Raw genomic sequence first — 11,837 nt, 5'->3', positions numbered from 1 at the left:
AGGCGTCGGCTGTATTTTTATCAGATATTGAAGAGCTTCTTGGCGTTGCCCGACAGAACCTTGGTCTTGATCTCGTCAGAAACGTTCAGACCATTGACGGTTGGAACGCCGTCGAAGAACCAGTCCTTACGGATCGGGTAGGAACCGCCGTACAGAATGTTGTCTTCGCCAAGCACTTCGATAGCGCATTCAAGCTGGGCCTTGCCCCACTGCGGTGCACCCGAGATATCGAAGAAGAGGTTCTTGCGCAGCTGGGCGCGCAGATCGGAACGACCGGTGTCGAAACGATCAACAGCATCGCCATAGGTGTGCTTTGGCTTTGGTACCAGCATGTCGACGAAAGCGAAGAAACCACCGCCGAGCATGGAGTGCGACAGGCGCAGCTCTGGGAAGCGATCGAACAGACCCGAGAAGAGTTCGCGACCGATAGCGGTGCCCTGTGCGATCGACCGACCGTACTGGCGACGCATGTTGTTGAAGGTCAGGATCGAGCCGTGATCGACTGGCAGCGGGGTGTGGTGCACAACTGCTGGCAGCTTACGGTCGTTGAGGAATTCGAAGTATGGGAAGAAGGCTTCGTCATCGAGGTAGATGTTGCCATACTTACAAGCGAGCTGAACGCCCTTGAAGCCGAGATCGTCGACGCAACGTTCGACTTCGCGGATCATGTCCTTGGAACCCCAAGGTGGGCAAACCGCCAGCGCGGTGAAGCGGCCATTGGAGCGCGAGATGTATTCGGCAAGGCCATCGTTGAGGCGCTTGGAGGCTTCAAGGTTCAGCCATTCCTGCCACACTGGAATACGGAACACAGCCTGGTCGATGCCAGCCTTGTCCATGTCCGCCAGCTGGCTTTCAATGTTGTACTGACCTTCAGCGTAGTTGATGTTCACTACGCCCTTTGGCTCTTCGATGATGATCTGGCGAATGTCCTTGCCTTCGACTGGCACCATCGAAACGTGGATGCCGTGCTGGCGTGGAATGCAGCTCATCATCAGATCACGCAGGCTCTCATCGGTGAAGAGCGTGTCTGGCAGCCAGTGCATATTGGCGTCGATAACGGTCATGGGTAGTCCTTTCAAATCTCTACGGCGGGAGGGCGCGCGTTAAGCGCGCGCCGAGCCCTTGGCGCCAGCGATGTCGTTTTCGACAGCGGCCTTCTTGGCGCGATCCTCGTTGAAGAAGCCCTCGTCACGGAAGCCGAGCGGGCCAGCGTCGTCGGGACGCTGCATGCCGGCCATGCGGTGGTATTCGAGGAAGATTTTCTCGCATTCGGCGATGGGGAAAATGTCCTCGATATTGTCGAAGGGCTTGCCGCCAGAGCGTTCTTCGACAATGCGACGGACGACCTCGGGGCCTTCCCCGCGGTTGGCAATGACGAGACGGTTGGCGAATTCCCGGCGAACGCCTTCATAGGCCTTGAAGGCTTCAGCGGGATTGTCGATCTCAGCGAGCTTTTCAGCCAGAACGCGGGCATCAACCAGCGCCTGACACAGGCCATTGCCACCACGCGGATACATGGCGTGGGCGGCGTCGCCGATGAGGGTGACGCGATCAAACGACCATTGGTCGAGAGGATCGCGGTCGATCAACGGATACAGATAGACTTCGCGCGCATTGCGGATGATCTCACCCACGTTGACGAAATCGAGTTTGCACTCGTCGAAATTGTGGGCGATTTCGCCCTGATCCATGCGCTGGTTCCAGTCTTCCAGCGACTTTGGCTGGCCGTTCTGTTCGACCACCCAGTTGACGAGCTGGTTGCCCTTGCCGTCGACATTGTTGGTGATCGGATAAACGATCATCGAACCCTGAGCGATTGGATCGCCGATGTGCAGGATGGTGCCGCCATTGCGGAATGGAGGCATAACGGTGACGCCGCGCCACATGGCAACGCCCGAATAGTGGCTGGCCGAAGACGAGGGAACGAGCTGGTTACGGACAGCAGACTTGATGCCATCGGCGCCGATGAGCACATCGTGGCGGGCCGAGGACTTGGTGCCGTCCAGACCTTCGAAGTGAATGGTGACGCCGGTTTCATCCTGTTCGAAGCCCGTGCAACGCTTGCCCAGCTGAACAGAGTTCGGGCCGAGACGATCCAGGACCGCACGGTAGAACATCATCTGCAGATCGCCGCGATGAACGAAGCGCTGCTCATGGGGATAGCCCATGTGCTTGCCGCACTTTTCGCCATAGATCATCTGGCCGTAGCGCGTGTAGAAAATGCTGTCGATGGCTTCCACCGAGATCGACTGGAACTCTTCAAGGAGCCCCATTTCGGTGATTTCCTTGACGCCATAGATCTTGATGTCGACGCCAACGCCAAGCGGCTTCAGCTCTGGTGCGCCTTCATAAATCGTGGGGTTAAACCCCTTCTGCTGCAAGCGCAGAGCCAGTGCGAGGCCGCCGGGGCCAGCGCCGATAATGGCAATGTTCAGCATGTCATTTCTCCTCTAATGGCCGCGCGTCAGGCGCGTTCGGCCGCCTTGCGCGCCAAGAACTTTTCAAGAGTTGGCAGCGGGATGTTTTCGTCTGGCTGGCTCGGCTCGGCGCCAGCAAAGCGGGTGGCTTCTGCAAACCACTGCTCCTGAGCCGGTAGGCCCCACTGATCCGCACGCTTGGGATTGGACAGCGACCAACCCACAGCGGGTTCGATGTCGATGTGCTGGTAATGGGTGTTGAAGAGCTCGATGCGATGCCCGTCCGGATCGCGGAAGTAGATGAACATGGCACCGGAAATGCCGTGACGACCCGGACCGCGCTCGAGGCGTTGGCCCAAACCAAGAGCACCAGCCACGTCGCAAGCGCGGATCATGTCGGACGCGTCGCGAAGGGTGTAGGCAAAGTGGTGCAGGCGCGGGCCAGGACCATGGGTAAAGACGATATCGTGCGGATTGCCCTTGCGCTGCATCCACACGCCCCAGAGGTGTTCAGAGCCATCTTCGTTTTCCGAGAAGGTGTATTCGGAGGTGCGGAAGCCGAGGGGCTGATAGAATTCGTAGCTCTTGCGAACCTTGGCCGACTGCAGCTGGTAGTGATCAAGGCGCTGAGCCGAGGCGCCGCGGTATTGATCGTAAGCGGTCATCAGGCGTGGGCGCAGTTCCATGCTGGAGGTGAACTCCAGCGGCACGCCCACCGCGTCACGCACATGCAGGGTCAGGCCCTGATACGGGACTTCCACGATGGAAGATTCAACACCTTTGGACTGGAAGTAGTCATAACCGGCACGGATATCGTCATCTGTCTGCACGCGGAAACCAACGCGCTGGCAGACTGGATCATTGCCTTTGCGCAGAACCAGCGAGTGATGCGCCGCTTCTTCCATGCCGCGCAGATAGACCGCTTCGCTATCGGCATCGCTGACCACCAAGCCGCAAAGATCGGTGTAGAATGCCTTAGACGCGTCGAGATCCGCCACGGTGAGCACAATGTGGCTCGAACGCGTGATGTTGAACGGCGGATGAAGAACGATATCGTCCATGCTCATGGACCTGCCTCCCGGGGTCATTGCTGACTTTTCTTGGAAGGCAAGTTGAGCGCGTGCTGAAGTTTGCCTCAACTGAAGCTGGCGTTTTTGTTCACATAGCGAAAACTAAAATCACCCAGAGCGGATGCGCCCACCGACAAGCAAGAGCCTGTCCGTATTGTGAAAAAGAGTGGGCTTTTACCTTGAACAATCAACGATTGTGACTGCTGCTGGCACCAAACAAGATTGGGAAGAGGAAGCCCTAAACGTGTCGAAACGTCAGAGCATCTACGTCGATAGCTTCGTCCATAAAAACCCGACACCGGCTGCGTGCCGGATCGGTGACATTGTTTACTCGGGCGGTATTCATGGCTTCGACCCCGAAACAATGGCAACCTCGACTGAGGGCATGGAAAAGCAATGCGAGCTGATGTTCGGCCATGTGCGGACCATCGTGGAAGCGGCGGGCCTGACCACCGATGACATCATCAAAATCACCATTTTGATGAAAGACCGCTCGCAGCGCGACATGGTCAATCCGCATTGGGTGAAAATGTTCCCCGATCCGCAAAACCGCCCAACCCGGCAGGCCGTGCAGGCAGATTTGCAGGGGGGAATGCTGGTGCAATGTGATTTTGTGGCCGTCGCCAGCAAGTAACCAATTAGGGCTCGATCGGAAGATTGGGCCTTTTTCTTGTGCCGCCAGAAAGAGGAATAGGGCCCGATCCGAAGATCGAGCCCCGAGCTCCGGGAGGGAGCTTGTTCTTATTGAGCGGCAGCGAGGGCCGCGCGGTAGGTCGCAATTGCAGCGTCTGGATCGGCGAGACCTTTCGACTTCGCGAGTTCTTTCCAGTTTTCAAGCTGGCCAGCCAAAATCGGCGTAATGGCTTCCACCAATCCTGCCGATGGCTCAACCTGAGCCAGATGATCAAACTTGGCAGCAACTTCGACTTCACGCGCATCAACGGCTGCGCCTGTGCGGGCTGGTAAACCTTCAGCAGCGCGGACGATTGCAGCACGCTGCTCGTCGTTCAGCTCGTTCCAACGCTCTTCACGGATAACCACCGCAAAAGAGATTGAACCCAGACCACCATCAATCTTGGTCTGGAACCGGGCTTCTTCGAGAACGCGGGCCGAGTTGGCCGAGTCCGGTGTGATCACCAAGCCCTCAACAGTGCCCTTGCTGACGTTCTCATGCAGACTGGTGAAGGGCTCCATCACCGGCACGCCACCAAGACCGGTGACGATTTCGCTCATCGCGCCCGGTGGGGTCCACAGCTTCATGCCCTGGAAATCGGCAACCTCTTCCAAGGGCTTCTTGATCGACATGAACTGGCGACCTGGTAGGGCATGCACCGAAAGAACAACTAGGCCCTTGTATTCGTTCAAGGGTTCAAAGTGCTCTTTATAGGTGGCCCAGAGCGCCTGCGAGGCAGCGGACGCCGATGGGGCGTGGCCGGGCAGATCGGCAATACGGTTGAGCGCAACAATCTGCGGGACAGTATTGGTTGGAATGAAGGCCATGTCGGAGATGCCATCAAGGATCATCTCATATTGGCGATCAATCGGGGCCAACGACACATCAGGGATGTGGATGTCGATGTCGCCCTTGCTTTCCGCTTCGATACGCTCAGCAAATTCGCGCACAGCGACTTGCTGAGTGACTTCAAAAACCGGCAGGTAAGTGTTGAAAATAATTTCCGTTTGGGCAGCGACTGGGGACGAAAACGCCCCCAGCGCAGCCAAAACAGCCAAGCGCTTTAGTAGTGTCATTCTCTCCTCCTTGAATGACAGGTTGATGGATTTAGATGGGCTGGACCAAGGTCTCGATGATCGACTGCGTGGTGGCCACGTTGTCGAAGTCTTTAAGACGGCCCTTCTCCCATTCGCCGATGTCCACACAGGCCTGAATAACCCGGCGGCACCGGTCGTAACGGCGCTCGAAGTAGCTGGCGAAAGCGGCTTCGTAATCGTCGTGTTCGGCGAGTGCTTCCGCGAGCACGACGCCATCTTCGATGGCCTGAGCAGCGCCCTGCCCCATGTGCGGAAGGAATGCGTGTGCGGCATCGCCGATCATCACGAGACGGTCGCGGTGCCATGGGCCATCAGCGATCATCCACTCGATGGGGCGCAGCACGATATTGGCATCATCGGAGATGTAACGATCGCGCACCGCGCCGGTCAGGCCGCCAAAGCCCTTAAGCTGCTCGCGCAGGACCGCTGGCAATTCCGCGGCCTCATAGCGAACCGACTTGTCCCAACTGGTGTTGAAGAACATGTAAGCCAAGTCTGGACCAATCGGCACGAACCCGGCCATGCCGTGGGGAGCGTGTTGAAGTATGATGCGGTCAATCTCCATCTCGCCGTCGATGACGCGTGGAATGTTGACGCGGAATGCCGACTGGCCGTTGTAAGCGGGCTTGGTGTCGTCGCCGGTGATGTCTTCACGGAGCTTGGAATAGGTGCCGTCCGCCGCGACCATCACATCATAATGGGCCGCTGTGTCGTTCGAGAACACCACGTCAACGCCATTCGCGCCCTGCTCGTAGCTGGAAACAGTGGTCGAATAGGCAATGTTGACGCCGACGTCATTTGCCCGCGTTGTCAGAATTTCGTGCAGTTTTGGACGGGTAATGCCATTCATGGGCGGAAGGTTAGAACCCGGAATGGTCGCACCCGGCATCTGACGAACTTCGACGCCTTCGGCATTGAGGGTCTTGCCCCATGCGCGAGTGGAGTAGCCAAATTCTAAACACTGCTGCGCGCAACCAATAGCATCCAGAGCGCGCAAGGCGTTGAAAGGCTGAATAATGCCGACGCCAAAAACCGATGCATGCATATCGGAGCTGCGTTCGATAACGTCGACGGCAAAGCCCTTGCCACGCATTGCAATAGCCGTTGCGAGTCCACCGATCCCGCCTCCGACAACGAGAACCTTGATTTCCTTCATCGGAAACCTCCTCCCTAGAGTTCCTTTGTTGCCGCCATTAGGAAACCTGACAGTTTCCCAAGTCAAGTATCGGGTATCGTAGGAATTCTTTGGATCGGTTGAGGGTGGGTTTTGGCGCTAAGGTGCGGGTGCAGCGCGGAAAAACTGGCTGGATTTCCGTATTTTCCGCGCGGGTTTCGCGGACGAAAAGGCAAAACCATGGGCCTGAAAGTCCATCGGTGGGAGCAGATGCAGCGCCTCAAAGGATGGACAGAAAATATCTTAATTTCAGATACTTAGAGGAGAGGTCGGAGTGTCAGGTTTGGCGACACACAAAGTTTTGGGTCTTCACCAACGATCTTGAGACTTTTCCAGTATATGGACAAGAATAGGTTCGGGCGGTGTCTTACCGTGCACGGTCGGTGAAAAGAGCGGCGAATAAAGCGAAGGCAGTGAGTATGGCACGTGTCGGCCGGCCAGTGACGATGGCAGCAGAAGAACGACGTGAACTGGTCTTTGAACATGCGGAACGTCTGTTCTGTGACAAGGGCTATTCCGGCGTAACGATGACCGAAATCGCCAAGGCAGCGGGCATGAGCAAGAAGACGCTCTATGTGATGTTCGCTGACAAAGAGGAACTGCTGCGCGAGCTGGTGTCGTCGTCTTACCTGTGGGACGCCGGGGCATCGCAGGCCGTGGCGCATGACCCGGTTGACGAGGTGCGCCAACGATTGCGCATTATTTCAAAGCATGTGCTGTCGCCCCGCCACATCAATCTGTGTCGGCTCGCTGTTGGAGAGAGCATTTCCAAGAACGGGATTGCGGATACGTTTCTGGAGCTGGGTATTTATCAAAGTCGCGCTTCGCTGGTGGAGGCTATCGACCGGATACCCGAACAGCGCAGACGCGTTGCGCTCAGCTCCAACCTCATCGCTGGCATGCTGTTTGGCGCGACCTGCAGCGTCAATCTGATGACTGCCATGCTCACCGGCAATAATCCGGTGATGCAGAAAATTGGCGAGTCTATCGACGTGGTGATCAACGCGGTTTTTGTTCTGGACGAAACAGCCGTCCGCGCCGATTGAGATCAGTGCTGCTCAGCGAAATATTGCTCAATCACCTTGAGCGTTTTCCGGTAGTGACGCTCCAATAGCCCTGCGGCCTCATCGCCATTTCCGGCCATTGCGGCTTCAGCGATCGCCTTGTGCTCATCATCATAATCGGTGCGGGGCTTATGCGATGAAGCGGCAACTGCGCGATACCGGTCCGACTGTTCCCGCAGGTCATCGCAGATCGCCATAATTTTGTCTGAGCCACAGCAGAACACCAGCGCCCGGTGGAACCGGTGGTGGTAGACCTCCCACTTATCATTCCGGACTTTGCGCGCGTCGTCCAAGAATCGCGGCGTGCGGGTTAGCCGATGAAGGCTTACGACAATCTCGTCGCGCCACTCTTCGGTGCCATTGGCGATGGACCGGCGGAGCGCCTCAACCTCGAGAATACACCGGGCCTCGAGCAGATCACGCCATACTTCCAAAGATACCTGGCTGACCGAGAAGCCTTTGTGGTCCTGCAGATCAACTAAGCCTTCTGCAACAAGGCGGTTGAGCGCTTCTCGAACAGGGTTGATCGCAGTCGAAAAGCGCTGGCGAAGCACTTCAATACGCAAACGACTGCCGGGCGGCAATGAGCCCTGCAATATTTCTTGACGTAACTCCAAGGCGATTTGGCTCGCGGCCGTCAGCTTGGTCGGCTCATCAGGTTTGTCTTCGTTCATGGCGTCCCCCAGACCGATCTGTTCTAGCGCAGGTTGACAAAGTCGCAAAATGGAAATCTATTCGAATTTATAAGAATAATCCATTATCTTATTTGGAGGAGAAATCATGGATCATTTCAAGGGTTGGATCGCTGCATCGGCTTTCGCAATTATGAGCAGCCAAGCAGTATTTGCCGGTGACATCACCGTTGCGGTCCCTAATCCATCGGCTGTTTTGCTCCTGCCAATTATTGCAGCGCAGGGCGAAGGCTATTTTGAAGCCGAAGGCGTCAACGTCACCATCGAAGCCCTGAACGGCTCGGGTGCCGTTATTCAGGCTCTGGCCGCTGGTCAGGCACAGATCGGCAATCCGGGTGCAGGCCCGCTGCTGCAGGCGCGTTCGCGTGGCGTAGAAATCACCAATATCTATCGCCTCAACCCACTCAGCTCGTTCTCGATCGTGGTCAAAGAAGGTTCGGAAATCACTTCGGCTGATCAGCTGAAGGGGAAAGTCATCGGTATCGGTACCGCTGACGGGTCTGAATCGGCGTTTGCGCGCTCGATCCTGACCGAAGCCGGCCTTGAAGAAGGTAAGGACTTCACCTTCCTCGTGGTTGGTGATGGTGGCCAGGCCACTGCCGGTTTCCTGCGCGGCGATATTGATGCCTATGCGGCAGCGACCAACGACGCGGCAATTCTGAACGCGCGTGGCGTCAAGCTGACCAACATCACACCGGACAAGTTCAAGACTTTCTTCGGCAACGCGCTCGCAGCCATGCAGCCGTATCTGGATGAGAACAAGTCGGACGTTGAAGCCTTCGGCCGCGCTCTGGTCAAGGGTGCAAAGTGGGCTGCTGATCCGGCAAACCGCGAAGCTCTGATCCAGCACATTGGCGCTGAAAACCCGCAGGAAGTTGAGGACAAAGAGTTCGCGAATGCGCTGATCGACCAGATCATCATTCGTCAGACCCCGTTCGATGCTTCGCTCGGTTATGGCTATCAGGACCTCGACGCCTGGAAGGCCTGGGAAGAAAGCCTTGTGGCTTCCGGCGAACTGGAAAAGCCACTGGATGACCTCAGCGTCGTCTACACCAATGACTTCATCGACACTTGGAACGGCAAATGACGCAGTCCCCTTCTGTGGGTCTGGAAACAACAAACGCAGGAGCTTCGGCTCCTGCGGTCTATCAGGTCCGCAACCTCCAAAAGGCCTTCGCTCGACAGGCCGTTACCGCGCTTGAAAATGTGAGCTTTGACCTGCCGCGTGGCAGTTTCACCTCGGTGATCGGCGCGTCGGGTTGCGGCAAATCTACTTTGCTCAAGATCATGGCTGGTCTGGTTTCGCCAACGGCGGGCTCAGTGATGCTGGCTGGCTCACCCGTTTTGGGCACGCGCCCGGACATCGGGATGATGTTCCAGCAGGCGGTGCTACTGCCGTGGATGACCACGATCGAGAACATTCTTCAACCCATTGAAATCCGTCACGGGAAAGCTGCTGCACGCGCCCAGCGGAGCAATGCCGAAGCGCTGATGGAGCTGGTTGGTCTGCAGGGATTTGAAAACGCTTATCCCAAAGAGCTTTCGGGCGGGATGCAGCAACGCGCTTCAATATGCCGGATGCTGATCACCGAACCGCAAATCCTTCTCCTCGACGAGCCGTTCTCGGCGCTCGATGAGTTGGTGCGTGACCACATGAATATGGAATTGCAGCGCATTTGTATGGCGCGCAATGCCACGACATTCCTGATCACCCACTCGATCCCCGAAGCCGTTCTGCTGTCGGACAAGGTTTTTGTCATGGGCGCACGCCCCGGTCGGATCATGGAAGAAGTGATCATCGATCTGCCGCGTCCGCGTACGCTGGAGATGATGCTTGATCCTCATTTTGGCGAGCTCGTTGCTTACATCCGCAACCGACTAGATATGGGTGTGAACCATGGGAAGTAACATCAAGGTCCTCCCGCCGCTGGTTGATACAACTGAGTTTCCCTCGACCGTATGGACCGAAAAAGTATCGCCCATCGACCGCCTGCCCCGTTCGGTCGCCATTCTCGGCTTGGGCGCGATTATCTTTGCGCTCTGGCATCTCGTGACCATGTCGGGCCTGATCAACACTGTCATCCTGCCCACGCCGTTTCAGGTGTGGAACCAGATCATCACCGTCGGGCTCAATTTGGCGACGGGTGGCTATATGCTGGCCGCGCTGTGGATCACCACGCAGGAAGTGCTGATCGGATTTTTGCTCGCCGCAATCATTGGTATCGGCCTCGGCACGCTGGTTGGTGAAACCAAGTTCGGCGAACGCGCGGTGATGCCGTATCTGGTTGCCATCGACACCATGCCCAAGATTGCCTTTGCACCGCTGTTTGTCGCCTGGCTGGGTTTTGGCCTAGAAAGCAAGATCGCTCTGGCAACCTTCGTATCGGTATTCCCGATCATCGTCGGCACGGCCTCGGGCCTGCAATCTGCGGACGAGAACGCTCACATGCTGTTCCGCACCATGGGCGCTAACCGCCTTCAGACGCTCATCCGCATGAAGTTCCCCTTTGGTCTGCCGCAGATCTTTACGGGTCTGAAGATTGGCGCCTTATCGGTTATGGCCGGCGCAATCACCGCGGAATTTCTCGGTGGCGGCAAGGGGTTTGGTGAGCTGATCCGTGTGGCTGCATCGCAGCTTGATACGGCGCGCGTGTTTGCCCTCATCATCTATCTAAGCCTCGTCGGGCTATCGATGTACGCCATCGTCATGTTCACCGAGAAGCGCGTTGTCTTCTGGCAGAACCGTCGCGGAAACGACTGATAAATAAGGTTTTCTATGTCTAATCGTCTCTTTGCTGACCCGTCTTTCCCGGCAGTTCCAGTTGTCGGAACCGACGATCTCTATCCGGTTCACCGTATCTTCTGCGTGGGTCGCAACTATGCCGACCACGCCAAGGAAATGGGTGTTGAGGTCGATCGCGAGACACCATTCTATTTCCTCAAGAACCCTCTGGCTTTGACGGCCAATGGCTCGTCGATCCCTTATCCGCCGGGCACTGAGAACTACCATTACGAAATGGAATTCGTCGTGGTCATCGGCAAGCCGCTGTTTAAGGCGTCTATCGATGAGGTCAGTGATGCGGTGTTCGGCTACGCCTGTGGCCTCGACATGACGCGCCGCGACCTCCAGCTCGTCGCACGCGCCAAGGGTCGTCCGTGGGATTTCGGCAAGGATTTTGAACAGTCAGCTGTTTTGACCGCGATCACTCCGGCTGCGGAATTTGGTGCGATTGGCGAGCAGTCGATTTGGCTCAAGGTGGACGGCGAAACCCGCCAAGACGCAAAGCTCTCCGATCTGGTCTGGTCGGTTCCAGAGCTGCTCTCGCACCTCTCGCACTACTATCACCTGCAGCCCGGCGACGTGATCTACACGGGCACCCCTGCCGGTGTCGGTGCTGTCGTTGCCGGTCAGAGCATCGAAGGCGGCGTTGAAGGCCTCGAGCCCATCAGCCTGAACATTCTCGCCGCTGAATAACGCAAACCTTTCGCGGGCCACCCCGCTCGCACGGCACCACAAGGTTTTTAGCCTCGCCCAACGGCGGGGCTATTTTTATGGCGCGGGGGCTTTTCCACGCTGCGTAGTGTTTGTGCGTCAGAAGGTCTCGGCGCGGGGCGCTGTCGACCGAAAACATGAACCACTCCATCATGTT

General features: G+C 57.0%; 12 protein-coding genes. 6 read left to right on the top strand and 6 right to left on the bottom strand.

All coding sequences use genetic code 11. The features are described from left to right. Positions 1–20 precede the first annotated feature (20 nt). Genes H4N61_RS05500 through hpaD form a run of 3 tightly spaced genes read right to left on the bottom strand, consistent with a single transcriptional unit; the run spans position 21 to position 3,484 of the window. Positions 21–1,064, bottom strand: a complete 1,044-nt coding sequence (locus H4N61_RS05500; RefSeq protein WP_169196280.1) for an amidohydrolase family protein — start codon at positions 1,062–1,064, stop codon at positions 21–23. 39 nt (positions 1,065–1,103) lie between these two features. Continuing rightward, positions 1,104–2,438, bottom strand: coding sequence for an FAD-dependent monooxygenase (locus tag H4N61_RS05495; protein ID WP_169196279.1), 1,335 nt, complete (start codon positions 2,436–2,438; stop codon positions 1,104–1,106). Positions 2,439–2,464: 26 nt separating this feature from the next. Beyond that, positions 2,465–3,484, bottom strand: coding sequence for a 3,4-dihydroxyphenylacetate 2,3-dioxygenase (gene hpaD / locus H4N61_RS05490; RefSeq protein WP_169196278.1), 1,020 nt, complete (start codon positions 3,482–3,484; stop codon positions 2,465–2,467). 247 nt (positions 3,485–3,731) lie between these two features. Here hpaD and H4N61_RS05485 point away from each other — a divergent pair, with 247 nt between their 5' ends. After that, on the top strand, positions 3,732–4,121 hold the full coding sequence (locus H4N61_RS05485) for a RidA family protein (protein ID WP_169196277.1): 390 nt from the start codon (positions 3,732–3,734) through the stop codon (positions 4,119–4,121). A gap of 107 nt (positions 4,122–4,228) precedes the next feature. On the opposite strand, the gene dctP is transcribed toward H4N61_RS05485, so the two are convergent. Together dctP and H4N61_RS05475 are read right to left on the bottom strand one after the other, a co-directional pair. Further along, positions 4,229–5,236 carry a TRAP transporter substrate-binding protein DctP gene (gene dctP, locus H4N61_RS05480; protein WP_169196276.1) on the bottom strand — a complete coding sequence of 336 codons (1,008 nt, stop codon included), beginning with the start codon at positions 5,234–5,236 and terminating at the stop codon, positions 4,229–4,231. A 31-nt stretch (positions 5,237–5,267) separates the two neighbouring features. After that, complete coding sequence (locus tag H4N61_RS05475; RefSeq protein WP_182395338.1) at positions 5,268–6,413, bottom strand: FAD-dependent monooxygenase; 1,146 nt, start codon at positions 6,411–6,413, stop codon at positions 5,268–5,270. Between the two features lie 437 nt (positions 6,414–6,850). Between H4N61_RS05475 and H4N61_RS05470 the strand changes: the two genes are divergently transcribed. Continuing rightward, positions 6,851–7,477: a TetR/AcrR family transcriptional regulator gene (locus tag H4N61_RS05470; protein ID WP_182395336.1), complete on the top strand. Its 627-nt coding sequence runs from the start codon at positions 6,851–6,853 to the stop codon at positions 7,475–7,477. Positions 7,478–7,479: 2 nt separating this feature from the next. On the opposite strand, the gene H4N61_RS05465 is transcribed toward H4N61_RS05470, so the two are convergent. Continuing rightward, positions 7,480–8,169: a GntR family transcriptional regulator gene (locus H4N61_RS05465; protein ID WP_182395334.1), complete on the bottom strand. Its 690-nt coding sequence runs from the start codon at positions 8,167–8,169 to the stop codon at positions 7,480–7,482. A 106-nt stretch (positions 8,170–8,275) separates the two neighbouring features. Between H4N61_RS05465 and H4N61_RS05460 the strand changes: the two genes are divergently transcribed. From H4N61_RS05460 to H4N61_RS05445, 4 genes are read left to right on the top strand one after another with little or no spacing between them, the layout of a single operon-like run. Then, entirely contained in the window at positions 8,276–9,274 is a 999-nt protein-coding gene (locus H4N61_RS05460; protein WP_182395332.1) for an ABC transporter substrate-binding protein, read from the top strand. After that, a complete protein-coding gene (locus H4N61_RS05455) occupies positions 9,271–10,095 on the top strand; it encodes an ABC transporter ATP-binding protein (RefSeq protein ID WP_169196272.1) in 825 nt (274 codons plus the stop codon). The genes H4N61_RS05460 and H4N61_RS05455 overlap by 4 nt, the downstream gene beginning before the upstream one ends. Beyond that, complete coding sequence (locus H4N61_RS05450; RefSeq protein WP_182395330.1) at positions 10,085–10,948, top strand: ABC transporter permease; 864 nt, start codon at positions 10,085–10,087, stop codon at positions 10,946–10,948. The genes H4N61_RS05455 and H4N61_RS05450 overlap by 11 nt, the downstream gene beginning before the upstream one ends. A 15-nt stretch (positions 10,949–10,963) precedes the next feature. Continuing rightward, positions 10,964–11,662, top strand: a complete 699-nt coding sequence (locus H4N61_RS05445) for a fumarylacetoacetate hydrolase family protein (protein ID WP_182395329.1) — start codon at positions 10,964–10,966, stop codon at positions 11,660–11,662. Positions 11,663–11,837 lie beyond the last annotated feature (175 nt).

Origin of the sequence: Devosia sp. MC521, assembly GCF_014127105.1 — a bacterium.
Classification (GTDB): Bacteria; Pseudomonadota; Alphaproteobacteria; order Rhizobiales; family Devosiaceae; genus Devosia.
This window is presented reverse-complemented; position numbering and strand designations above follow the sequence as displayed.

Bases quoted from the DNA above. Each gene is read 5' to 3' on its own strand.
- H4N61_RS05470 (WP_182395336.1), top strand. From the start codon at position 6,851: ATGGCACGTGTCGGCCGGCCAGTGACGATGGCAGCAGAAGAACGACGT.
- H4N61_RS05455 (WP_169196272.1), top strand. From the start codon at position 9,271: ATGACGCAGTCCCCTTCTGTGGGTCTGGAAACAACAAACGCAGGAGCT.
- H4N61_RS05450 (WP_182395330.1), top strand. From the start codon at position 10,085: ATGGGAAGTAACATCAAGGTCCTCCCGCCGCTGGTTGATACAACTGAG.
- hpaD (WP_169196278.1), bottom strand. From the start codon at position 3,484: ATGAGCATGGACGATATCGTTCTTCATCCGCCGTTCAACATCACGCGT.
- H4N61_RS05465 (WP_182395334.1), bottom strand. From the start codon at position 8,169: ATGAACGAAGACAAACCTGATGAGCCGACCAAGCTGACGGCCGCGAGC.
- H4N61_RS05495 (WP_169196279.1), bottom strand. From the start codon at position 2,438: ATGCTGAACATTGCCATTATCGGCGCTGGCCCCGGCGGCCTCGCACTG.
- H4N61_RS05445 (WP_182395329.1), top strand. From the start codon at position 10,964: ATGTCTAATCGTCTCTTTGCTGACCCGTCTTTCCCGGCAGTTCCAGTT.
- dctP (WP_169196276.1), bottom strand. From the start codon at position 5,236: ATGACACTACTAAAGCGCTTGGCTGTTTTGGCTGCGCTGGGGGCGTTT.
- H4N61_RS05500 (WP_169196280.1), bottom strand. From the start codon at position 1,064: ATGACCGTTATCGACGCCAATATGCACTGGCTGCCAGACACGCTCTTC.
- H4N61_RS05460 (WP_182395332.1), top strand. From the start codon at position 8,276: ATGGATCATTTCAAGGGTTGGATCGCTGCATCGGCTTTCGCAATTATG.
- H4N61_RS05475 (WP_182395338.1), bottom strand. From the start codon at position 6,413: ATGAAGGAAATCAAGGTTCTCGTTGTCGGAGGCGGGATCGGTGGACTC.